Annotated in this window: 22 protein-coding genes and 1 pseudogene; 17 read left to right on the forward strand and 6 right to left on the reverse strand. The window is 54.5% G+C overall.

The features are described 5' to 3' along the window. Positions 1-103 precede the first annotated feature (103 nt). From F9C28_RS13960 to F9C28_RS14000, 9 genes are all read left to right on the forward strand, one after another. Positions 104-472: a hypothetical protein gene (locus tag F9C28_RS13960; RefSeq protein ID WP_233149083.1), complete on the forward strand. Its 369-nt coding sequence runs from the start codon at positions 104-106 to the stop codon at positions 470-472. A gap of 78 nt (positions 473-550) precedes the next feature. Next, entirely contained in the window at positions 551-727 is a 177-nt protein-coding gene (locus F9C28_RS13965; RefSeq protein WP_199015974.1) for a helix-turn-helix transcriptional regulator, read from the forward strand. After that, positions 706-1,173, forward strand: coding sequence for a hypothetical protein (locus tag F9C28_RS13970; protein WP_199015975.1), 468 nt, complete (start codon positions 706-708; stop codon positions 1,171-1,173). Before F9C28_RS13965 ends, F9C28_RS13970 begins: the two co-directional genes overlap by 22 nt. Before the next feature lie 82 nt (positions 1,174-1,255). Beyond that, positions 1,256-2,125: a toprim domain-containing protein gene (locus F9C28_RS13975; protein WP_199015976.1), complete on the forward strand. Its 870-nt coding sequence runs from the start codon at positions 1,256-1,258 to the stop codon at positions 2,123-2,125. Next, positions 2,122-3,828, forward strand: coding sequence for a DUF927 domain-containing protein (locus tag F9C28_RS13980; RefSeq protein WP_199015977.1), 1,707 nt, complete (start codon positions 2,122-2,124; stop codon positions 3,826-3,828). The genes F9C28_RS13975 and F9C28_RS13980 overlap by 4 nt, the downstream gene beginning before the upstream one ends. A gap of 288 nt (positions 3,829-4,116) precedes the next feature. Further along, positions 4,117-4,515: a hypothetical protein gene (locus tag F9C28_RS13985; protein ID WP_061280821.1), complete on the forward strand. Its 399-nt coding sequence runs from the start codon at positions 4,117-4,119 to the stop codon at positions 4,513-4,515. A 411-nt stretch (positions 4,516-4,926) separates the two neighbouring features. Then, positions 4,927-5,412 carry a hypothetical protein gene (locus F9C28_RS13990; RefSeq protein ID WP_233149084.1) on the forward strand — a complete coding sequence of 162 codons (486 nt, stop codon included), beginning with the start codon at positions 4,927-4,929 and terminating at the stop codon, positions 5,410-5,412. After that, positions 5,409-5,597 carry a hypothetical protein gene (locus F9C28_RS13995; protein WP_063091371.1) on the forward strand — a complete coding sequence of 63 codons (189 nt, stop codon included), beginning with the start codon at positions 5,409-5,411 and terminating at the stop codon, positions 5,595-5,597. The genes F9C28_RS13990 and F9C28_RS13995 overlap by 4 nt, the downstream gene beginning before the upstream one ends. 119 nt (positions 5,598-5,716) lie before the next feature. Continuing rightward, positions 5,717-5,998 carry a hypothetical protein gene (locus F9C28_RS14000; protein ID WP_061280813.1) on the forward strand — a complete coding sequence of 94 codons (282 nt, stop codon included), beginning with the start codon at positions 5,717-5,719 and terminating at the stop codon, positions 5,996-5,998. A gap of 220 nt (positions 5,999-6,218) precedes the next feature. Here F9C28_RS14000 and F9C28_RS14005 read toward each other — a convergent pair whose 3' ends face one another. Further along, positions 6,219-6,428, reverse strand: coding sequence for a hypothetical protein (locus F9C28_RS14005; protein WP_199015978.1), 210 nt, complete (start codon positions 6,426-6,428; stop codon positions 6,219-6,221). Between the two features lie 414 nt (positions 6,429-6,842). Between F9C28_RS14005 and F9C28_RS14010 the strand changes: the two genes are divergently transcribed. Further along, positions 6,843-7,460 (forward strand): trimeric intracellular cation channel family protein, encoded by a 618-nt coding sequence (locus tag F9C28_RS14010; protein WP_199015979.1) that lies wholly within the window; start codon positions 6,843-6,845, stop codon positions 7,458-7,460. Here the strand turns inward: F9C28_RS14010 and ligB are convergent. Next, positions 7,408-9,144: pseudogene (gene ligB, locus F9C28_RS20485) on the reverse strand (NAD-dependent DNA ligase LigB). The gene F9C28_RS14010 and the pseudogene ligB overlap by 53 nt on opposite strands. Positions 9,145-9,400: 256 nt before the next feature. Here ligB and gmk point away from each other — a divergent pair. The 5 genes from gmk to recG are packed head-to-tail and all read left to right on the forward strand — an operon-like array spanning position 9,401 to position 15,260. Then, positions 9,401-10,024 carry a guanylate kinase gene (gmk, locus tag F9C28_RS14020; protein WP_199015980.1) on the forward strand — a complete coding sequence of 208 codons (624 nt, stop codon included), beginning with the start codon at positions 9,401-9,403 and terminating at the stop codon, positions 10,022-10,024. A gap of 54 nt (positions 10,025-10,078) precedes the next feature. Continuing rightward, positions 10,079-10,354, forward strand: coding sequence for a DNA-directed RNA polymerase subunit omega (gene rpoZ, locus F9C28_RS14025; protein ID WP_002442542.1), 276 nt, complete (start codon positions 10,079-10,081; stop codon positions 10,352-10,354). A gap of 18 nt (positions 10,355-10,372) precedes the next feature. Next, on the forward strand, positions 10,373-12,481 hold the full coding sequence (spoT, locus tag F9C28_RS14030) for a bifunctional GTP diphosphokinase/guanosine-3',5'-bis pyrophosphate 3'-pyrophosphohydrolase (RefSeq protein WP_199015981.1): 2,109 nt from the start codon (positions 10,373-10,375) through the stop codon (positions 12,479-12,481). A gap of 4 nt (positions 12,482-12,485) precedes the next feature. Next, on the forward strand, positions 12,486-13,175 hold the full coding sequence (gene trmH, locus F9C28_RS14035) for a tRNA (guanosine(18)-2'-O)-methyltransferase TrmH (protein ID WP_199015982.1): 690 nt from the start codon (positions 12,486-12,488) through the stop codon (positions 13,173-13,175). 3 nt (positions 13,176-13,178) lie between these two features. Continuing rightward, positions 13,179-15,260, forward strand: coding sequence for an ATP-dependent DNA helicase RecG (recG, locus tag F9C28_RS14040; protein ID WP_199015983.1), 2,082 nt, complete (start codon positions 13,179-13,181; stop codon positions 15,258-15,260). An 18-nt stretch (positions 15,261-15,278) separates the two neighbouring features. On the opposite strand, the gene gltS is transcribed toward recG, so the two are convergent. Further along, positions 15,279-16,481: a sodium/glutamate symporter gene (gene gltS / locus F9C28_RS14045; protein ID WP_199015984.1), complete on the reverse strand. Its 1,203-nt coding sequence runs from the start codon at positions 16,479-16,481 to the stop codon at positions 15,279-15,281. 225 nt (positions 16,482-16,706) lie between these two features. On the opposite strand from gltS, the gene F9C28_RS14050 reads away from it, so the two are divergent. Then, complete coding sequence (locus tag F9C28_RS14050; protein ID WP_199015985.1) at positions 16,707-18,110, forward strand: nucleobase:cation symporter-2 family protein; 1,404 nt, start codon at positions 16,707-16,709, stop codon at positions 18,108-18,110. 195 nt (positions 18,111-18,305) lie between these two features. Next, positions 18,306-19,988: an AsmA family protein gene (locus tag F9C28_RS14055; protein WP_199016004.1), complete on the forward strand. Its 1,683-nt coding sequence runs from the start codon at positions 18,306-18,308 to the stop codon at positions 19,986-19,988. A 10-nt stretch (positions 19,989-19,998) separates the two neighbouring features. Here F9C28_RS14055 and fabY read toward each other — a convergent pair whose 3' ends face one another. The 3 genes from fabY to F9C28_RS14070 are packed head-to-tail and all read right to left on the reverse strand — an operon-like array spanning position 19,999 to position 22,286. Further along, positions 19,999-20,940 (reverse strand): fatty acid biosynthesis protein FabY, encoded by a 942-nt coding sequence (gene fabY, locus F9C28_RS14060; protein ID WP_199015986.1) that lies wholly within the window; start codon positions 20,938-20,940, stop codon positions 19,999-20,001. 45 nt (positions 20,941-20,985) lie between these two features. After that, positions 20,986-21,423 (reverse strand): D-aminoacyl-tRNA deacylase, encoded by a 438-nt coding sequence (gene dtd / locus F9C28_RS14065; RefSeq protein ID WP_199015987.1) that lies wholly within the window; start codon positions 21,421-21,423, stop codon positions 20,986-20,988. After that, entirely contained in the window at positions 21,420-22,286 is an 867-nt protein-coding gene (locus tag F9C28_RS14070) for a virulence factor BrkB family protein (protein WP_199015988.1), read from the reverse strand. The genes dtd and F9C28_RS14070 overlap by 4 nt, the downstream gene beginning before the upstream one ends. Between the last annotated feature and the right edge of the window lie 7 nt (positions 22,287-22,293).

Consider the following 22,293-nt stretch of genomic DNA (forward strand, 5'->3'; position numbering starts at 1 on the left):
ATGACGAAAGCAGGTATGCCTGAAAGTGTGCGTATTGCCTGAAAACACAACCCGCTACGGGGGAGACTTACCCGAAATCTGATTTATTCAACAAAGCCGTCAGGTGATTGAAACACGCCGCCAAGATATTCAAGCGGCAGGAGGAATCATCAATGCTATTCATGACGGCAAAGAAAAGGTTCGAAAAGTACAATCAAATGGTGGCAAAAATGGTGGCCGCCCAGGGATATTTGAGTCTTATATCAGAACATATCTTGACGCGATTGAAGAGGGTACGCATGCGCTGCCCAAAAAAAAGCCAGAAGATGATTTTATTAACTGGCTTAAAGAAAAATATAAAGATGCCGTGACAGAAAAGCCGGATGGCCTAGTTGAGCTGGCCGTTGAAGATGATGATGTGAGAACCGCACAGAAAGATTCGATAAGGCAATCGATAACGAGAGTGAAAAAAAAAACGGGAGGCGGACGATAACTGACTTATCTCGATATCTGGGGTGGCATTCTTAGCTCTACGGACTACCCGTGATACTAACAAGCTATCGAGGCATATATGTTAAAACCGAGCTATATCAGACCGAAAAATCTTGCTGAAGAATTAGGTATTTCAATGCCGTCATTATGGCGCTGGGTTAAAGCTGGAAAGATGCCGAAGCCGGTGAAACTATCCCCCAGAGTGGCGGCGTTCTCAACTGCGGAAATCAACTCATGGCTGGCGGCCAAAAAATGAAGAACTGGGAGAAAATCCTGATTACTGCGCCGTTGCACACTATCCCTAAGCCAGGCACAAAGGCATATCGAATCTGGCGCGCGCTGGTTGATGGCCCTGTTTGTGAAGACGAATTACTTCAAATAGCAGGTAAACACTATCGCTCACCATTGCAGCAATTAATGAACGATAAGCATGGCTGGTGGTTCATTCATGAGGATACGGATGAAAGAGGCGTTATCGTAAGCAGGTATCTAGATGGCCGCCACCTTTCATGCGATTGGGAGTTGGATGCTCAAGCCAGAGCCGAAAGGCGCGAACAGTTAGCCAAAAAATCAGCCGACAAAGCTGAAGCAGAGGCAGCGCGGACAGCAAAGGCAATCAGAGAATTGGTTAAGGCTGAAGACTTGCTGGAGGAAATTAATGACCGGATAAAGCAAAACGGCACCCCAAAGGATGCCGATTAGCACTACTAAAAACATATTAATTCATTCGCTGGCGGTGAAGTTTGGCGACCAATCCGCCAGCGCATAACAGGTAAAAGTATATATGAGTACACTTCAAAGACAATCACTGTCTGACACCATGCGCGAAGCTGGTGTAATTCCTTGCGAGCTGCCGGAACTAATACCCGGTAACGTAGTCCGCTTTCGTATCGAGGGCGATAAATCCGGCTCACTTAATGGCTGGGCTTACCCATTCCCTGATGGCGCGGGCTGTGCTTTTGGTAGCTGGAAAACTGGCATAACCGCGTGTCACTTTGCCGATGGTGTACAGGTCAACAGCATTGAACGTAAGCGCGTGATGATGGAAGCACGCCGGGCAATTGGAGCGATACAGCGTAAAGCTGAGGTTGCCGCCGCTGCCGAATGTAGAGCCAAGATTAGTAGCGCAGTTCCCGCCAGTGATAATCACCCTTACCTATTGCGCAAAGGTGTTGGGGCGCATGGCATTTATCAATCTGGTGACTGGTTACTGATTCCAATCCATGATCAGTACGGAAGTGTACAGTCCATTCAGTACATTATGCCGGACGGCACAAAGCGCTTTAAATCTGGCGCACTATTGAAAGGTGGACGCTATTGGCTGGGCGGGTTAGTCGTCAATGACAAAACCATTTTCATCGCTGAAGGCTATGCCACCGCCGCCACCGTTCGAGAAGTAACGGGCTGCCCGGTCTGTGTCGCCTTTACTGCCGGAAACCTGCGAGAGGTATCTGAGAGTGTGCGCAGTGAATTTCCACGCGCCCGCATCATCATTGCTGCTGACAATGACGCCAATACTGACGGCAACCCCGGCTTAACTAAAGCGCTGGACGCCGCACGGCGCTACCGTGCGGAAATACTCACTCCATCATCTAACGGCGACTGGAACGACCATAAAGACGAACTGGCGGAACAATGGAAGGTGATGGCATGAGCACGAACAACGTGATTGATTTATCAGTCCACAAAGACAACCCGCCAGCCGAAAAGCTGCCGCCGTTTTACTGGGTACATCGGGAGTACGACAGGGAACGCGGGGATGCTGGCGTTTACTTCTACAGAGCACCAACGGAGAAAAACCCCAATCCGGCACCCGTCTGTATATCTGATGTTATTGAGGTCACTGCGGAAACCAGAGACAACGATAACGAGTCGTGGGGCAAACTTCTGTCATGGTGTGACCGTGACGGGATGCCAAAGAAATGGGCGATGCCTGCGACTTCACTTTACGCAAATGGCGGAGCTGAAGCCATTAGCATTCTGGTTAACGGCGGCCTGCGTATCTGGGATGAGAAGGCTTTTATCCGTTACCTCAAAGGGCAATCCCACCAAAACCGATTAACCTGCGTTACGCGCTGTGGCTGGTTTAAGCCTGCTGTATACGTGACCCCGGTACGGACATTTAACCCAATCGATAAAGATATGGTTGTCTATCAGGTGAATGCCCGCGTCAAACCAGAGCCATTCTGCGGCACGCTAGATACATGGCGTGATGAGGTAGCGGCGTTGTGTGTTGGCAATAGTCGTCTGGTTCTGGCTGTGTCTACTGCCTTCCTGTCCCCTATGCTCACCATGCTGGGAGTTGATGGGTTCTGCTTCCATTATGTAGGGGCGTCATCTTCAGGCAAATCCCGCTCAATGACAGTTGCTGCTTCCGTTTTATCTGACCCTAAAGAATATATTCGCTCATGGAGGGCTACCGATAACGGGCTAGAAGGTATCGCCGCACGCCATAATGACGGCCTTCTGTGCCTTGATGAAATCGCACAAGTAGACGCAAGCAAAGCCGGGGAAATCGCGTACATGCTTCCGAATGGGAAAGGCAAGCAACGAAGCACCAAAAACGGAACAGCCAAAGAGATTCAGCAATGGTGTTTAGCGCTATTATCCAATGGTGAAATTGATCTCAAATCCCATGCTGATTCGGTTCGGAAAAGTACATATGCCGGGCAGGAAATGCGAGTGATTAACATACCTGCTGATAACTGCGAATTTGCCTGTTTTGAGCATCTTCACGGGGAAGCTAACGGAGCTTTGTTTGCCGACCTTCTGGACAAGGCAGTAAGAGAAAATCACGGTACAGCGTTTAACGCATGGCTTGATCACCTGACTATCAATTACGACACCATTAAGGAGGGCTGGCGCGATTTTAAATCGGCCTTTCTTAATTCTGTAGCTGAAGACCCTTCCGGTCAGATCGGGCGTGTTGCTGAGAAGTTCGCCATAGCGGCCTATGCTGGCGAACTGTCTTCTGAGATAACGGGTTGGAGTCCGGGAACTGCGACAGAAGCGGCGAAAGTCTGCTTTACCGCATGGATTGAGCGTAGAGGAGGTACGGAAAGCCATGAAGATAATGAAATCGTTGAACGTATCAGACAAACCATAGTGCGTGACGGGGCGCGTTTTCAGGACGTAAATAAACCATGCGAAGTGCCAACGGCACGCATAGGCTTTATCGACAATGATGATTATGTTATCCCGGCTGAAGGCTGGAAAATTATCTTTGCCGGACTTGATGCCAGACGAGCGGCTAACGTTCTGCAAGAGAAGGGAATAGCTAAGAATGAGCGGCGATACCTCCCCGGCCTGTCCCGAATCAGGTGTTATGTCATTCATCGTGACAGCCTCGCAGACTAACAACCGATACCCGCCACCGAGCGGGTATTTTTTTGCCCGAACCGCTCAAAGTACAACCGCCACAACATTCAATGGAAAACTTTTGTCCCGCTCTGTCCCGTGTTTTGTCCCGGTTTTGTCCCATGCAACTGCTAGTAACTAATTGAATTTATTTAATACTTACAAAACGGGACAGATGGGACACGTGGGACAGACAAAAACAACAATCTTATTTTCTGCCAGACTTTTAAGTAATTGCGTGCTTAAAGCGTGTATGTTGTATCCAGCCATTGGTCGGAGGTTCAAGGAATGAAAAAAATTGCTATAGCAACGCTATTGTTATCAACGGGCGCAGCGCAGGCTATGAGTGAGTATTACTTAGAGTCAATTGCCACAGCTCAGCAAGAGCTGTTAATCGCAGCTACTGCTGCCTTTGGTAAAGCAGATGGCGAACGTTTTAGTTCTGCTCACATCGCAACCATTAAAAATACTATTGATGGGTTTTTGGCAACGAATCTCGATGCTAACTGTAACCAAGTTAAAAATTGGACTGAGACTGAAACAAAACATCTTTTTCTTGGGGATGATGCCAAGGATTATATGAAACAAGGTTTGAAGGGCAAAGCAGCTGAAATGACTGTCGTAATGAAAAAATCAGGATGGTTGGCATTTGAGTATTGTAATGCCAGGCAATCAGATGTTGGTTAAGCAAGATTATCTCAGGACGCCACTGACCCATTTACTAGAAGCCCTCTAATTCGCGCCACCTGAAGCAGGCGTTTAGCAGGAGGGGAAACATAGCTTGCGGATAAATCTTCAATAGGCTGGATTTTTTGTTGCCCTACTGACCCCAGATTAACCTTTGGTTGATAGCGGGAGGTCGCCATCGTGCTTGCTTTTGATATGTTACTGACGTCAGATTAATCGTCGCTCGATAGAGAAAGCCTTCGTTCTGGTCAGGGTAATGTCAGGGTGATGCTTACATTTTATGACTATTTTAGTTAGCAATAGTTAGCAGCCTACTCAAATCAAAACTTCTCAAAGTTAATTCCTAAAACGAAAAAGCCCCCACATTTCTGTAGGGGCCGTTTCGTCATTCTGCGCTTGATGGTCGGAAGGATGGCCGACAAATATATACTATCTCTTTATGTACTCATGAACCAGTACGATAGTACAATAAGCCGTCAATTCTTCAAAATGATGGTGATAGCGATGAACGAAGTAGATTCAATTCTGGCAGAGCAGAAAAGAGCCGCAGAACAACGCCGCTTGGCTAATGAGAAGAAGCGCCATCCATCCGGCCTGTACGCTGCGGGTGATGGGTGGTATGTGAAGCAAATCGAAGAGCTTCACTCCCCGCTGGGTCTCAGTAAGGTGGTTCTGGTAAGCCCTGATGATGTTTGTGTGAGATATCAGCGCCAATATGGCAAAGCACTCACCACTGCCAAATTGAAGGAATGGAGCAGGGACGGGAACTTCCCGTTGCCGCGCTCTATTAATGGGGTTATCGGTTGGGAATCGAAGGTTGTGACCAATGGCCTGAATGAACTGAGCAAAGCAGCCGGTCGAGGTTACACCAGTATTACACGAGGGTTTGCACGATGAGTAAAGCATCCGTAATCGAGGCATTGAGAAAAGCGCGTGAAGCGCGAGAGGGCAAAACTGGCACTTCCTTCAGTGGTAGCAGTCAATCTGACTTTAACAAGGCTTTTTATTCTGGTGGCAAAGCGGATAGTACGGGGATGAGTCAGAAGCTATTTAACCAGAACTTCTATGCGGGGAAATCATGACTGAGGCATATGCGCTCTGTGTGATGCTGTACTGCTACCTGATGCTTATCTGCCCGTAACCTTCCCTCACTGCCAAGCGCCGCCGAAAGGCGGTTCTTTTTTATCTGACGGAGTCCACTATGCTGAATGTGAATCGCCTGCCGAATAGTACACGTCTTGAAATCGCAGCAGCTATCGCTGATGAGGTGTACGGACTGGAACTGGATGAAGAGGCGCTAATACATGAGCTACGGCGGTATGGCTTTACCCAGGCATGGGCTGAGGCGGCGACTTATCGCTTTATGACGACAGCATTTGAAATCGCAGATCCACGGCGCGAACGTAAAACAAAAATGCCAGCGCCCACCTCTCACCCCGAATGGGTTTTTGTTGATAATGTTTTAATGAAGATCACGGCGTGACTTACACAAAATTACAATTGACCATAAATCACACAATAAAAATTGTAATCCCTGTAAATCCATGTACCCCTACGTGTACACAAGCAAAACAAGAAAAACAAAAATCATTTAAATATCAATACACATAACCCATTACTCAACATTCAGATTCAATATCGAGTAAGTGCTCCACTTTCGGGGCCGGCTTATCTGCGCGGCCCCGTTACTGCATTATGTCGCGTTAATTCGCGCTTTCTGTTTTTTGCTTATAAATATCCCGGTAGTGCTCCAGCCTTTCCAGATAAAACGCTATTTTTTCAGGGGGAACGGACTCCATCGCCTCATCTTGCTCTGGTGCTTTGTCTAAATACTCCATAAAAGCCTGAGTCGATGCCATAAAATCAACCATCTTATCTATAATACGATTCGCATTACTTCCGATAATAGCCACAGCGCCTCCCTTTCCATGAAAGATGTAGCTTTATAGATAGTTAAAAATATCCCCAGGCGCTTAGCGATTTCTGCTTATTTACACTCGGGAAAATAAGAATATAACGGCTACCGGTGAGTATGCGTTATTGGTCTATTCGTGGCCGTCATATTGATGCCTCACCCCTATAGATGGCGCCCGTCACCCGCAGGCATTACGCCAGGTAGCGCGCACTCACATGGCATTATATTTTCTAATCCAAAAGACAAAACAAAAAACCAATAACCCACTAAGATAATTAATGAAAACAATCACAATACATTAATTATTGTACTGCGAATAACCTCGCCTTAGAAAATCTCAATCGAGATAACCATCACGACTCGTTACCCTGCCTGCATCGGCCTTCAGGACTTACAGAATCACTCAACTATCATGTTACTGCATATTCTCTACTTGATCGGTATTACCGCAGAAGCGATGACCGGCGCCCTGGCAGCGGGTCGCCGCCGGATGGACACCTTTGGCGTTATTATTATTGCCACGGCTACCGCCCTCGGCGGGGGGTCCGTGCGCGATATCTTACTGGGTCACTACCCGCTGGGCTGGGTTCGCCACCCGGAATACGTGGTGATCGTTGCCGTCGCTGCTGTCTTAACCACTATTTTTGCCCCGGTAATGCCGCACCTGCGCAAATTATTCCTGATTCTGGACGCCCTCGGCCTGGTGGTCTTTTCCATTATTGGCGCGCAAATTGCGCTGGATATGGGGGAAGGCCCCATTATTGCCAGTATCGCAGCGGTAGTTACCGGTGTATTTGGCGGTGTACTGCGCGATATGTTCTGTAAGCGTATCCCGCTGGTATTTCAGAAAGAGCTGTATGCGGGGATCTCTTTTGCGTCCGCCGTGCTGTACATCGCCCTGGAGCACTGCGTCAGCAACCACGATGTTATCGTGATATCGACATTGTTATTTGGCTTTATTACCCGCCTGCTGGCCATCAAATTGCGCCTCGGCCTGCCGGTATTTCATTACCGCCATGCCAGTGAGTAGCCGCAGGCAGGGGAACAAACACCGGCACCTGCTGCGCCTGTAGCCACGCGATCAGGCGCGCAACCGCCGGTAACCGTAATGCCCCAGCCAACTGGTGCGCCCGCGTAACCCCCATCCCCGGAACACGCCGCCACTGGTGTTCATCCCGGGCGTAGAATTCCCTCCAGTGGCTACCCGCGCTGGCATTCAGGGCCGCCGCACTAACCGGCAGCCCCATCGCCATCACCCAGCGTGCCAGAGGTTGCCTGCGCGCCATATTAAACCGATGCCACAATTGCAGCCCCCGGGCGCTGGATAGTCCCGGCGTGGACTGGAGCTGTTCACGGCTTAGCCCCAGCCAGGAGAAGATGTGCTCAAACCCCCATGCCTGATGCAGTAGCCGCCAGGTTGACGGCCCGATGCCGTTAATATCCAGCCCACCGGGGGAGCCAAGCCAGAGTAGCCGCGCCAGAAACTGAGGCTCACACTCCGGGGAAGAAAAATAACAGGTTAGCGGCGTAAATGTTCCTTGTGGCGGCTCTGGCCGCTGGCGATGGGTAACCCGCCAGATAACCTTATCAATACGCGGGATCCCCTGCCCGGCAAGGCTGATTTGCACCTGATCACCGGGCACTATATCCAGCGCCCGCCAGCGGGCAACCGTGCCGATATTTACCCGCCGGACCAGTTTGTCATCCAGTTGTACCGCCTCCAACTGGGCAACCGCACTGATTTTCCCGGTTTTTCCCACAGAAAAATGTACCGCTTTGATACCAGTAACCTGGGTGGCAGGCGGATACTTCCAGGCCACCATCCATACCCCCTGGCCGGGCCGCCAGTACCGCCCGACGGGGGTGGTTCCCTGGCGAACAATAACCCCATCGGACACAAACGGCAGTGCGGAGGTAAACCACGCCTGCCGCTGCTGCGCTACCGCCTCACTGCTGTCCACCCCAAGGGTATACGCCGCGCTATGGCTAAACCCGGCCGCCTTCAGGTGTGCGACCTATTCCATAATATGCGCCGGGCCATCCGGCCAGGCCCAGATAAATACCGCCAGCCGCTCAAACAGCGCGGAAGGCGCATGGCGCATCATGGCCCCGGCAACCTGCGCCCGGGCATTGACGCCCCCCATACGCTGCTGAATATGCCCGTCATGCCGCAGGAACAGTTCCCCCTGTAGTACGCTGTCCCGTAGCGGCCCGGAGACCACCTTCGGGATCGCCGCAATCTGAAGGGCGTTACGCGTCCAGTCCTCCCCGCGCAGGCCATCCCCGCGGCTAATGGCCCGGGTGAGCTTGCCTGCCTGATAAATCAGGGTAATAGCCACGCCGTCGACCTTCGGCTGGATCCATAAATCGGCTTTCCCCGCCATCCAGTGGGCCACCGCCTGGCGGGTCTTGAGTTTACGGGCCCCGGTATGAGCAACCGGATGTAATACCGTACCCGCAACGGGTGAGAGCGCCACCGCCGGCGTATCGTGACCGAAACACTGCCGCCATAGCGCCAGGCGGGCGACCAGCCTATCGTATACCTCGTCGCTGACCTCGCTGGCGCCGTTGAGCCAGTAATCGCGGTCCCACTGGCCTATCTGCTGATCTAACCGGGCAATTTCCTGCCCGGCCAGGGCAGGCTGCCAGTCAGGGCATAGCCCTTGCGCCACCTGACTCACCAGTAACAGTAATAATCCGCACCATCGCTGCATAACACCCTCCCTGAACGTCAGGAGATAGTGTTGCGGCATCCGGGCAGGCATTGCGAGGGGCAACGTTCACCCATGCGATCGGCTTTCAGCGATATGTCCCGTGTTGCTGTAATCCGCCCTAATATCGGGAAAACAGCACACAAAAAAGAACAAATCCGCAGGAAAAGTGTGACCAGGATTACGCCTGACGGCGACGATGTGTATAATAAGCGGTTATACGCACTCCGTTTTTGTATACCAACTCAATAAGACACTCATGGCTCAAGGCACGCTTTATATTGTTTCTGCGCCCAGCGGCGCTGGAAAATCAAGCCTTATTCAGGCGTTACTGAAAACCCAACCTCTGTATGACACGCAGGTTTCGGTTTCCCATACCACCCGGGCCGCACGCCCAGGTGAAGTGCACGGCGAGCATTACTACTTTGTCGATAAAGACGCGTTCCGGGCAATGATTGCCAGAGAGGCTTTCCTGGAACATGCTGAAGTGTTTGGTAATTACTACGGCACTTCACGGGAAACGATCGAACAAGTCCTGGCAACTGGCGTTGATGTCTTTCTCGATATTGACTGGCAGGGCGCGCAGCAAATTCGCGAAAAAATGCCCCATGCCCGCAGCATTTTTATTTTGCCGCCGTCAAAAATTGAGCTGGATCGCCGCCTGCGCGGTCGCGGCCAGGACAGCGAAGAGGTAATCGCCAAACGTATGGCCCAGGCCGTGGCAGAAATGAGCCACTATGCCGAGTATGATTATCTGATTGTTAACGACGATTTCGATATGGCACTGGCGGATCTTAAGATTATTATCCGCGCCGAACGACTGCGCATGAGCCGCCAGAAACAGCGACATGACGCATTAATCAGCAAACTATTGGCAGACTGAGGCGGGTTTAAGTATCATGCCCAGTCATTTCTTCATCTGTGGAGCATTTTAAATATGGCACGCGTAACTGTTCAGGACGCTGTAGAGAAAATTGGTAACCGTTTTGACCTGGTACTGGTCGCCGCGCGTCGCGCTCGTCAGATGCAGACCGGCGGTAAAGATCCGCTGGTACCGGAAGAAAACGATAAAACTACCGTTATCGCACTGCGCGAAATCGAAGAAGGTCTGATCAACAACCAGATCCTCGACGTCCGTGAGCGCCAGGAACAGCAAGAGCAGGAAGCCGCAGAACTTCAGGCGGTTACCGCGATTGCTGAAGGTCGTCGCTAATAATCCAGCAGGTCGCCCTTGTATCTGTTTGAAAGCCTGAATCAACTGATTCAACAATACTTGCCTGGAGACCAGATTAAGCGTCTCCAGCAAGCATACCTTGTCGCACGTGATGCCCACGAGGGTCAAACACGTTCAAGTGGCGAACCTTACATCACGCACCCGGTCGCGGTTGCCTGTATTCTGGCGGAAATGCGGCTAGACTACGAAACGCTGATGGCCGCGTTGCTGCATGATGTTATTGAAGATACCCCCGCTACCTACCAGGATATGGAACAGCTGTTCGGTAAAACCGTTGCTGAGCTGGTAGAAGGGGTTTCTAAGCTGGACAAGCTAAAGTTCCGCGATAAGAAAGAGGCCCAGGCCGAAAACTTTCGCAAAATGATCATGGCCATGGTGCAGGACATCCGCGTCATCCTGATCAAGCTCGCCGACCGCACCCACAATATGCGCACTCTGGGCGCACTTCGCCCGGATAAACGCCGCCGCATTGCCCGCGAAACCCTGGAAATTTATAGCCCACTGGCCCACCGCCTGGGTATCCATCATCTGAAAACGGAACTGGAAGAGCTCGGCTTTGAAGCCCTGTACCCCAACCGCTATCGGGTGATCAAAGAGGTGGTGAAAGCCGCCCGCGGCAACCGCAAAGAGATGATCCAGAAAATCCTCTCTGAGATTGAAGGGCGTTTACAGGAAGCCGGTATCCCTTGCCGGGTAAGCGGGCGAGAGAAACACCTCTATTCGATTTACTGCAAAATGGTGCTCAAAGAGCAGCGTTTTCACTCGATTATGGATATTTACGCTTTCCGGGTGATCGTGAAAGATGTCGATACCTGTTATCGGGTACTGGGCCAGATGCACAGCCTGTACAAGCCGCGCCCTGGCCGGGTAAAAGACTATATTGCTATCCCTAAAGCCAACGGCTATCAGTCACTGCACACCTCCATGATTGGCCCTCACGGGGTGCCTGTTGAGGTGCAAATCCGCACTGACGATATGGACCAGATGGCGGAAATGGGGGTGGCGGCCCACTGGGCATACAAAGAAGGCGACAGCAGCACCGCCGCACAGATCCGCGCCCAGCGCTGGATGCAAAGCCTGCTGGAGCTGCAACAAAGCGCCGGTAGCTCCTTCGAATTTATCGAAAGCGTCAAATCTGACCTGTTCCCGGACGAAATCTATGTCTTCACCCCGGAAGGCCGTATTGTCGAGCTTCCGGCAGGCGCCACGCCGGTAGATTTCGCCTATGCGGTTCATACCGACATCGGCCACGCCTGTGTCGGTGCCCGGGTAGATCGCCAGCCGTATCCGCTATCCCAGGCGCTGTCCAGCGGCCAAACCGTTGAAATTATTACCGCCCCGGGTGCCCGCCCCAATGCGGCATGGCTTAACTTTGTGGTCAGTTCCAAAGCCCGGGCGCGTATTCGCCAGATGCTGAAAAACCTCAAGCGCGATGATTCGGTCAGCCTTGGGCGTCGTCTGCTGAGCCACGCCCTTGGCGGCAGCAAAAAGCTGGCGGAAATCCCCCAGGAAAATATTCAACGTGAGCTGGACCGCATGAAGCTGGCCACGCTGGATGATCTGCTGGCAGAAATCGGCCTGGGCAATGCCATGAGCGTCGTGGTGGCGAAGAACCTGCTTCAGGGCGACATTTCAAGTAATCCATCCCAGGCCGCGCCAAGCCATAATTTGCCGATCAAAGGGGCTGACGGGGTGCTTATCACGTTCGCCAAATGCTGTCGCCCGATCCCGGGTGACCCGATCGTGGCACACATCAGTCCGGGTAAAGGTCTGGTTATCCATCATGAATCTTGCCGAAATATTCGCGGGTATCAAAAAGAGCCCGAGAAGTTTATGCCCGTTGAATGGGATAAAGAGACCGAGCAGGAATTTATCACTGAAATTAAAGTGGACATGTTTAACCACCAGGGCGCGCTGGCTAACCTGACAGCGGCGATTAACACCACCGGGTCAAACATTCACAGCCTGAATACCGAAGAAAAAGACGGCCGCGTCTATTCGACATTCATTCGGTTATCGGCAACAGACCGCGTGCAGCTGGCCAATATCATGCGCAAAATCCGCGTGATGCCAGATGTCATCAAAGTCACACGCAACAGAAACTAACGGCATGAACCCACAGCGGTACGCGCGAATTCGCGAAATGCTGGCATTACGCCAGCCTGACTTAACAGTCTGTATGGAGCAGGTACACAAACCCCATAATGTCTCTGCCATTATCCGCACGGCGGATGCAGTTGGGGTTCATGAAGTCCATGCGGTATGGCCCGGCAACCGGATGCACACCATGGCATCTGCCGCCGCCGGCAGCAACAGTTGGGTTGAGGTCAAAACCCATCCCACCATTGGTGATGCGGTTAGCGAGCTAAAACGCCAGGGGATGCAAATCCTTGCCACCCACCTGTCTGATAACGCCGTCGACTTCCGGGAAATCGACTATACCCGCCCCACCTGTATTTTGATGGGCCAGGAAAAAACCGGCATCACCCGGGAAGCCCTTAACCTGGCGGACCAGGACATCATCATTCCGATGATCGGTATGGTGCAATCCCTGAATGTCTCCGTCGCGTCTGCCCTGATCCTGTATGAAGCCCAGCGCCAGCGCCAGATTGCCGGAATGTACCAGCGTGAGCACAGCGCACTCTCCGATGCAGAGCAACAGCGCCTGCTGTTTGAAGGCGGCTACCCGGTGCTGGCCAAAGTGGCCACCCGCAAAGGGCTGCCTTATCCGCGCATCACCGGTAACGGTGAGATCGAGGCCAGCGCAGCATGGTGGGCCACCATGCAATCTGCGGAGTAATCGATGCAAGGCCGGTTACTGGATGCGGTACCGTTAAATGCCCTGAGCGGTGTGGGAGCCAGCCAGACCAGTAAACTGGCCAAAATTGGCCTGCACACCGTGCAGGATCTGCTGCTGCACCTGCCGCTGCGCTATGAAGATCGCACCCAGCTCTACACCATCACCGACCTGCTGCCCGGCGTTTATGCCTCAGTAGAAGGGGAGGTACTGAACTGCAATATCGTCTTCGGCCGCCGCCGGATGATGACCTGCCAGATTTCAGACGGCACCGGCATCCTGACGCTGCGCTTCTTCAATTTTAATGCCGCCATGAAAAACAGCCTCGCCACCGGCCGGCGGGTGCTGGCTTATGGTGAAGCAAAACGCGGGGTACACGGTGCTGAGATGATCCACCCGGAGTACCGGGTCCAGGGGGATAACAGCACCCCGGATTTGCAGGAAACCCTCACCCCGGTCTACCCCACCACCGATGGGGTTCGCCAGGCGACCTTGCGCAAGCTGACCGATCAGGCACTGGATTTACTGGATACCTGTGCCATCACCGAATTATTGCCACCAGAGCTATCCCAGGGGCTGATCAGCCTGCCCCAGGCGCTGCGCACCCTGCACCGCCCGCCGCCAAGCCTGCGGCTGGACGATCTGGAAAGCGGCCAGCACCCGGCACAGCGCCGGTTAATCCTCGAAGAGTTACTGGCCCATAATCTCAGTATGCTGGCGCTACGCGCCGGCGCCCGGCGTTACCATACCCTGGCGTTAGCCCCGGATGATGACCTGAAACAACGCTTTCTTAGCGCGCTGCCTTTTTCTCCCACCGGTGCCCAACAGCGGGTAACAGCGGAGATCGAGCGGGATATGGCGGCAGATGCCCCCATGATGCGCCTGGTCCAGGGGGATGTTGGCTCCGGGAAAACCCTGGTCGCCGCGCTGGCGGCGCTGCGGGCTATCGCCCACGGGAAACAAGTCGCATTGATGGCCCCCACCGAGCTACTGGCCGAACAGCACGCCAGTAATTTCCGCAACTGGTTCGCCCCGCTGGGTATCAACGTTGGCTGGCTGGCCGGGAAACAAAAAGGCAAAGCGCGCCAGGCGCAACAGGACGCCATAGCCCGGGGGGAAGTCGCGATGATAGTCGGCACCCACGCGATTTTCCAGGAGCAAGTGCAATTTAATGGCCTGGCACTGGTTATCATCGATGAGCAGCACCGGTTTGGTGTCCACCAGCGGCTGGCCCTGTGGGAAAAAGGTGAGCAGCAAGGGTTCCATCCCCACCAGTTGATCATGACGGCAACCCCGATACCGCGCACCCTGGCGATGACCGCCTACGCGGATCTGGATACCTCCGTGATTGATGAACTGCCGCCGGGGCGCACACCGGTGACTACCGTCGCCATCCCGGACACCCGTCGCCAGGAGATCATTGAACGGGTTCGCCACGCCTGCCATGAGGAACACCGCCAGGCATACTGGGTATGCACCCTGATCGAAGAATCCGAGCTGCTGGAAGCCCAGGCGGCGGAAGCAACCTGTGCGGAGCTGCAAATCGCCTTGCCCGATCTGCATATTGGCCTGGTGCATGGCCGGATGAAAGCCAAAGAGAAGCAAGCGGTTATGGATGCCTTCAAGCAGGGCGACCTCGATCTGCTGGTTGCCACCACGGTGATTGAAGTGGGGGTAGATGTGCCTAACGCCAGCCTGATGATCATCGAAAACCCAGAACGGCTGGGGCTTGCGCAACTCCATCAGTTACGCGGCCGCGTGGGGCGCGGGGCTGTCGCCTCCCATTGTGTATTACTCTATAAATCGCCGCTGTCTAAAACGGCGCAGCTACGTTTGCAGGTATTACGCGACAGTAACGATGGTTTCGTGATTGCCCAGAAGGACCTGGAAATTCGCGGGCCGGGGGAATTACTCGGCACCCGCCAGACCGGTAATGCAGAGTTTAAAGTGGCGGATTTACTGCGCGATCAGGCGATGATCCCCGAGGTGCAGCGAATTGCCCGTCATATTCACCAACGTTACCCCCAGCAGGCCAGCGCCCTGATTGAGCGCTGGATGCCAGAGACCGAACGTTATTCCAACGCCTGATATCAGCCAAACACGTGATCAGCCAAACATGGGCAGCATCAGGTACAGCTTAATCACCAGCGCATTCACAATATCAATAAAGAACGCCCCCACCATTGGCACCACCAGGAATGCCACATGAGAAGGCCCGAAGCGTTCGGTTATCGCCTGCATATTGGCAATCGCCGTAGGGGTTGCGCCCAGACCAAAGCCACAATGCCCCGCCGCCAGTACCGCGGCATCGTAATTTCGTCCCATGATCCGGAAAGTCACAAACCCGGCATACAGCCCCATCGCAATCGCCTGAACAGACAGAATCACCAGCATCGGTAACGCCAGGGAGGCTAGCTCCCACAGTTTGAGGCTCATCAGCGCCATGGCGAGGAATAACGATAAACTGACGTTACCCAGCACGGACACCGCCCGGTCAAACACCTGATAAAACCCCGCCAGCGCCAGGGTATTACTCAGTATCACGCCAATAAACAGCACACAAACAAAGGTGGGCAGCTCAAATGCCGTTCCCTGTAAGGCTTGCGCAACAATGCGCCCCGCCGTCAGGCAAATCGCGATCAGCGCGATGGTTTCAATCAGCACCAGTGAGGTGATCATCCGCCCGGTATCCGGTTTTTCAAAGGCCGAGGGATCAATACTGTCGTCCGGCGCCCCCTGGGGAGTGGTGGTATGTTTAATCAGGCAACGCGCCACCGGCCCGCCAATCAATCCACCGAGTACCAGGCCAAAAGTGGCACAGGCGAGCGCCACTTCGGTGGCGTTCTGGAAGCCATAGCGTTCAGTAAACACTTTGCTCCAGGCGGCCCCCGTGCCGTGGCCACCGGAGAGGGTAATCGACCCGGCCAGCAGCCCCATCAGCGGATCGATCCCCAGCAACTTTGCCATACCAATACCGATGGCATTCTGCATCACTAACAGCCCCACCACGGCAATCAGGAAGATAGCGAGGTACTTCCCCCCCGCCCGCAGGCTGGCGAGGTTGGCATTGAGGCCAATCGTCGCGAAGAAGGCCAGCATCAGTGGGTCCCGCAGCGACATATCAAACTCAATCACCAGACCAAAAGCCTGATTGAGGAGCAATAGCGCCAGCGCAACCAGCAATCCGCCAGCCACCGGCTCAGGAATGGTATATTTCTTTAGCAGCGCAACGGAATGCACCAGTTTGCGCCCCAGCAGTAAAACCAGCGAGGCAGCCACCAGTGTGGCAAGTGTGTCGAGATGCAACATAACAGACTCCATGTTTGGGGTAATCCATTGTTATTAGTGTATTATTGAGCGATTTTCAGCGTTTCCTGCGGCAGGGTGTTACCGGATATTAACAAAAAACAGGCGCTGGTTATATGTGCAACGCAGGTTATTCGATCTGTGAATTATTACCCACTGAAAGCAAACGTTTGCTTTTGCCGCCGTATCCATTAAAATCACCGCTTTTCCACTACGGGATTTCCTCTGATGTCAGTAAAAGCTGTTGAGTCTGAGACCGGAACACCAGAAACTCAGACCCGCCCCAGCGAACTTATCTATCGTCTTGAAGATAAACCACCGCTTCCGCAAACACTCTTTGCCGCCTGCCAGCACCTGCTGGCCATGTTTGTGGCAGTGATTACCCCTGCCCTGCTGATTTGCCAGGCGCTGGGCCTGCCGGCGGCTGATACGCAACATATTATCAGTATGTCGCTGTTCGCCTCCGGTGTGGCGTCGATTATCCAGATCAAAGCGTGGGGGCCGGTAGGTTCAGGATTACTGTCCATTCAGGGAACCAGTTTTAACTTTGTTTCACCGCTTATCATGGGCGGTATGGCCCTGAAAAATGGCGGGGCCGATATCCCCACCATGATGGCGGCGCTCTTTGGCACACTGATGCTGGCCAGCTGTACGGAAATGCTTATCTCCCGTGGGTTGCACCTTGCCCGCCGGGTGATTACCCCGCTGGTGTCCGGCGTGGTAGTGATGATTATCGGTTTGTCGCTTATCCAGGTTGGGCTGACCTCTATTGGCGGCGGCTATGCGGCCATCAATAATCATACTTTCGGCTCACCGTCTAACCTGCTGTTAGCCGGAGCGGTCCTGGTGGTGATTATTGCACTGAACCGCCAGCGTAACCCGTACCTGCGGGTGGCCTCGCTGGTCATCGCCATGGCGGTGGGTTATCTGCTGGCGTGGTTTATGGGGATGCTGCCGGAAAATATTACACCGACCAATACCGATCTGCTGATGGTGCCCACCCCGCTCTACTATGGTCTGGGTATCGACTGGAGCCTGCTTATCCCGCTGATGCTGATCTTTATGGTGACCTCCCTGGAAACCATCGGTGATATCACCGCGACCTCTGACGTTTCGGAACAGCCGGTTTCCGGGCCACTGTATATCAAACGCCTGAAAGGCGGGGTACTGGCCAATGGCCTGAATTCCTTTGTCTCGGCGGTGTTCAATACCTTCCCGAACTCCTGCTTTGGTCAGAACAACGGGGTTATCCAGTTAACCGGCGTTGCCAGCCGCTACGTTGGCTTTGTGGTGGCGCTGATGCTGATCATCCTCGGCCTGTTCCCGGCCGTCAGCGGTTTTGTCCAGCACATTCCTGAGCCCGTGCTGGGCGGGGCAACCATCGTGATGTTCGGCACCATTGCGGCATCTGGCGTGCGGATTGTCTCCCGGGAGCCCCTGAACCGCCGGGCAATTTTGATCATCGCCCTGTCGCTGGCCGTGGGCTTGGGTATTGCGCAGCAGCCGCTTATCCTGCAATTTGCCCCAGACTGGCTGAAAACACTGCTGGCCTCCGGGATTGCCGCAGGCGGCATTACCGCAATTGTGCTGAATCTGGTGTTCCCGGAAGAGCCACCGGCTGACAAGCGCTGATATCCCCCGTGACGGCCCGCCAGGGCCGTCACGATACTACGCCATCACTATGCCATCACTACGCCAGCACCATAACAACGCCATAGCACCCGCCCCGCCACACCGGCACAACGCGCATCCTTACAATCCCCCGCTTGAGCTCATCCGCCAATCGTGCATAAATCAGTCAATTCATGGTGAATAGGATGAAAGATGATAAATTCGCTCAAAAAGCTGCTTCCCGGCCTGCTGATTGCCATCGTGGTTGTCATCGTGGCCCTGTATTTTCTGGCCCAGACCCAGTGGGGTGCCCGCCAGATAACGGACCAGATCAACGCCCGTCAGCCGTGGCATATCACCGTTGGTAAGCTCAGCCACAGCTGGTCCTCGCCTGCCCATCTGGTTCTCAATAACATCACCGTTGGCCAGCCTGGCCAGCCGCCTCTGCTGGTTGCGCAACACCTGGATATTGGCCTCAGTACCCGGCAGCTGACCGCGCCTGGCCATGTGGATAGCCTACTGATACAACACGGCACGCTCACCCTTCCCGCGGACACGGCCCCCGCACTGCCGGTACAGGCCGATCGTCTGCAACTCAGTGATATGGCCGTTAACGGTGCTATCGCTGGCTGGCGCCTCAGGGCACAGCAGGTTCAGGGCGGCATAACCCCGTGGAATATCACCGGCGGCACACCGCCACCGGATAGCCAGTTTCAATTCAGCGCCGGGCAATTGACCCTGAATGACATTCCCGCCAGCCAGGTGCTGATCGCGGGCAGCACCGGCAGCAACGGCCTGGTGATACGCTCACTGGGGGGTGACGTCGCCAGGGGTACCATCAGCAGCAGCCTGCGGCGCGAGGCTGACGGCCGCTGGCAGGTGGATTCTCTGCGTATTAATGACTTGCGCTACCAGAGCGCATCCTCCCTGGCGGCATTTATCGCCCCGCTGACGGCTCTGCCCCCGGTGACCTTCCATAACCTGGACATCGCCAATACCCAGCTCCAGGGGCCGGACTGGGCAGTGGCTAACTTGGGTATCGGGTTACGCAACGTCACGCTGGAGAACGGTAACTGGCAGGCACAAGATGGTTCAGTCTCCCTGAGCGCCAGTGAAGCGCTGTATGGATCGCTACATTTGCTGGACCCAATCATCAACGCCAGCCTGTCGGCACAAGGGGTCGCCATCCAGCAATTTACCTCCCGCTGGGCCGGGGGATTGCTGCGGGCCACCGGAAGCTGGCAGCGCAGCAACAAGGCGCTCACCCTCAATGAGCTAACCATCGCCGGTCTGGAATACACCCTGCCGGCGGACTGGAAACAGCGCTGGGCTGCCCCAACACCGGACTGGCTGAACAGCCTGCGGGTTAACCGGCTCTCAGCCAGCCGCAACCTGCTGATTGATATTGATAGCGCATTCCCGTTCCAGTTTACCGCCCTGGACAGTGACGGTACGCAGCTGCAGCTGATTCGCGATAAGCAATGGGGATTATGGGGCGGGCGCCTGAGCCTGAACGCCGCTGCGGCAACCATCAACCGGACGGATCTGCGCCGTCCGTCAATGGTGCTGGAGGCTACCTCCTCCACGGTTAATGTCAGTGAGCTGAGCGCGTTTGCCGGGCAGGGATTGCTGGAGGCCACCGCCACCATGTCGCAGTTGCCGCCCTACCAGACTGTGCTGTCGCTGCATGGCCGCGCCATTCCGCTTGATACCCTACAGCACTGGGGGTGGCCTGCGCTGCCGCTCCAGGGGGATGGCAATCTACAGCTGAGGGCCACCGGTGACCTGCAAAGCAATAGCCCGCTGCGGCCCACGGTAAACGGCACCCTGAGCGCAACAGATGCCAAAGGCCAGCAGGTTCAGCAAACCATGACCCGGGGAGCGGTAACCGGTAGCTGAACCCGTGGCGTTACTCTTCTTCGTTACCGCCCTCTTCCAGAGGGCCAAATGGCCTGGCCGGGAGCACCATAAAGATGCCTTCAAAAACCGCCCCTGGTTTATCATCCCCGGACAGGTCAACCCTGAGCTGAACCCGGGACTTACGCCCCCGGGCCAGCCGGTCAAGATCGCCACTCAGGGAGCCGAGATCCGCCGTCGCGCCAGGGCGGCCGCTAATAGGCTGGCTGTAGCGGATGTGCGCATCGGCCAGAATAATGGTGCCGCCGAGGTGCCTTTCACGCAACATCAGCCAGATAAGCCCCCAGCCGGTAAGTGTCGCCAGTGAAAACAGGCTCCCGGCAAACAGCGTATGGTTCGGGTTCTGGTTACCGGCCTCCGGCATGGTGGTGATAAATTGCTGGCCGGTGTACTGCACAATCCGCACCCCCATTTTTTCACTCAGGGGAATATGCTGATACCAGGCCTGCTGCAACTGCCCGCACCAGTCCGCCCGGTGCAAAATATCATCAAGAGAGGCAATTTGCTTAATCATTAAAAAATGACGCACCGGCGTAGTCTGAGGGGCAGTAATCTCCCCTTCGTTGCGAAAACCTAGCTTGGCAAAAAAGGCCACCGCATCTTCCCGGGCGCTACAGGTCACGCGCCTGACCCCTTCCTGGCGGGCAACGGACTCCAGCGTCATCGCCATCAGCGTGCCGAGCCCTTTTTCCTGTACCCCAGGATCCACGGCCATAAAGCGAATAGACGCTTCGTTCTCAGCATTGATATACAAGCGCCCCACCGCCACCGGGTTGCCCTGTTCATCCACCACCATCTGGTGGTGAGCCATCGCATCCCAGGCATCCCTTTCCGAGCCGCGGGGCTGATGGAGCGGCTTGCGCAGCATCTCCCAGCGGAACTGGTAGTAAATTTCCAGCTCTTCCCCGGTCTTCGGTACTCGCAGATGATACATTGCCGCACCCTCCTGGACTGTTCTCATAAGATTATTGTAGCCAGATCACACCTGGAGCCAGAATGTCACCGGGCCATCATTGACCAGCGACACCTGCATATCCGCCGCAAAACGCCCGGTACCCGCTCTAACCCCTTGCTCACGGCAACAGCCCACAAAATATTCATACAGCGACTCGGCCAGCGCCGGGGCCGCACCGCCGGAAAAACTCGGCCGCATCCCTTTGTTGGTATCCGCCGCCAGCGTGAACTGCGACACCACCAATACACTTCCCCCCACCTGTTTCAGGTTGAGGTTCATTTTGTCGTCTTCATCGCTAAAAATACGGTAGCCAAGAACCCGCTCACACAGGCGTTTGGCTTTTTGTTCGGTGTCCTCTTTTTCCACACCCAGTAACACTAACAATCCCTGGCCAATTTCGCCGGTCACTTCCCCGCCAACGCGCACACTGGCGCTGGTTACTCGCTGAATTAATGCAATCATGATGGTTCTTTTTTAGTGCCTCTGGCACGTTGTTTGAGATGACGATAGGCCCCGAGAGTGACAGTAATTTCGGCGCCGAGCAAGACAATGCACCAGCTCCAGTACACCCAGACAAACAGAATGGGGATCACCGCCAGGACGCCATAAATTAACTGATACGAGGGAAACATGGTGACGTACAGCGCAAAGCCTTTTTTCCCCAGCTCCACCAGCAGGGCGGCAATAAACGCCCCGGCCAGCGCATCTTTACTGTTCACTCTGACTGTGGGCACCAGGCTGTACAACAGCCAGAATGCCAGCCAGGAAAGCAATAACGGGAACAGGCGTAACACCTGATCGATCATTGAGGTCAAATCGCTGGCCCAGCGCAATGACAACAAATAAGAGCTGATGGCCAGGCTGGCCCCCACCAGCAGCGGACCGAGGGTCAGGATCATCCAGTAGATGGCAAACGAGTAGACCCGGGGCCGGTGGCGCTTGCTGCGCCAGATAGTATTCAGGGCGCTGTCGATGGAGTACATCAACAATAACGAGGTGACCACCAGCCCACAGGTGCCCACCACTGTCATGCGGTTAGAGTTCGCCACGAACTGTTCAATATAGCGCTGAATAATATCCCCCGTGGCGGGGATAAAATTGGCAAAAATAAAGTGCCGCAGCTGAACGCTGATATCGGCAAACATCGGAAACGCCGCGAACAGCGCAAAAACCACCGCGACCAGCGGCACCAGGGATAATAACGAGACATAGGCCAGATTTCCGGCCAGGGTGGTCATATTGTCCTCTTCTACGCGCCGCCACAGCAGCTTGAGCCACAACAGCAGGGGCCGCAGTGGACGGGTAAACCGGCGTGGCCTGCGCATCACGGTC

Source organism: Shimwellia pseudoproteus (assembly GCF_016415625.1).
Lineage (GTDB): Bacteria > Pseudomonadota > Gammaproteobacteria > Enterobacterales > Enterobacteriaceae > Shimwellia > Shimwellia pseudoproteus.

Bases quoted from the DNA above. Each gene is read 5' to 3' on its own strand.
- F9C28_RS13965 (WP_199015974.1), top strand. From the start codon at position 551: ATGTTAAAACCGAGCTATATCAGACCGAAAAATCTTGCTGAAGAATTA.
- F9C28_RS13970 (WP_199015975.1), top strand. From the start codon at position 706: ATGGCTGGCGGCCAAAAAATGAAGAACTGGGAGAAAATCCTGATTACT.
- F9C28_RS13975 (WP_199015976.1), top strand. From the start codon at position 1,256: ATGAGTACACTTCAAAGACAATCACTGTCTGACACCATGCGCGAAGCT.
- F9C28_RS13980 (WP_199015977.1), top strand. From the start codon at position 2,122: ATGAGCACGAACAACGTGATTGATTTATCAGTCCACAAAGACAACCCG.
- F9C28_RS13985 (WP_061280821.1), top strand. From the start codon at position 4,117: ATGAAAAAAATTGCTATAGCAACGCTATTGTTATCAACGGGCGCAGCG.
- F9C28_RS13990 (WP_233149084.1), top strand. From the start codon at position 4,927: ATGGCCGACAAATATATACTATCTCTTTATGTACTCATGAACCAGTAC.
- F9C28_RS13995 (WP_063091371.1), top strand. From the start codon at position 5,409: ATGAGTAAAGCATCCGTAATCGAGGCATTGAGAAAAGCGCGTGAAGCG.
- F9C28_RS14000 (WP_061280813.1), top strand. From the start codon at position 5,717: ATGCTGAATGTGAATCGCCTGCCGAATAGTACACGTCTTGAAATCGCA.
- F9C28_RS14010 (WP_199015979.1), top strand. From the start codon at position 6,843: ATGTTACTGCATATTCTCTACTTGATCGGTATTACCGCAGAAGCGATG.
- gmk (WP_199015980.1), top strand. From the start codon at position 9,401: ATGGCTCAAGGCACGCTTTATATTGTTTCTGCGCCCAGCGGCGCTGGA.
- rpoZ (WP_002442542.1), top strand. From the start codon at position 10,079: ATGGCACGCGTAACTGTTCAGGACGCTGTAGAGAAAATTGGTAACCGT.
- trmH (WP_199015982.1), top strand. From the start codon at position 12,486: ATGAACCCACAGCGGTACGCGCGAATTCGCGAAATGCTGGCATTACGC.
- recG (WP_199015983.1), top strand. From the start codon at position 13,179: ATGCAAGGCCGGTTACTGGATGCGGTACCGTTAAATGCCCTGAGCGGT.
- gltS (WP_199015984.1), bottom strand. From the start codon at position 16,481: ATGTTGCATCTCGACACACTTGCCACACTGGTGGCTGCCTCGCTGGTT.
- F9C28_RS14050 (WP_199015985.1), top strand. From the start codon at position 16,707: ATGTCAGTAAAAGCTGTTGAGTCTGAGACCGGAACACCAGAAACTCAG.
- fabY (WP_199015986.1), bottom strand. From the start codon at position 20,940: ATGTATCATCTGCGAGTACCGAAGACCGGGGAAGAGCTGGAAATTTAC.
- dtd (WP_199015987.1), bottom strand. From the start codon at position 21,423: ATGATTGCATTAATTCAGCGAGTAACCAGCGCCAGTGTGCGCGTTGGC.
- F9C28_RS14070 (WP_199015988.1), bottom strand. From the start codon at position 22,286: ATGCGCAGGCCACGCCGGTTTACCCGTCCACTGCGGCCCCTGCTGTTG.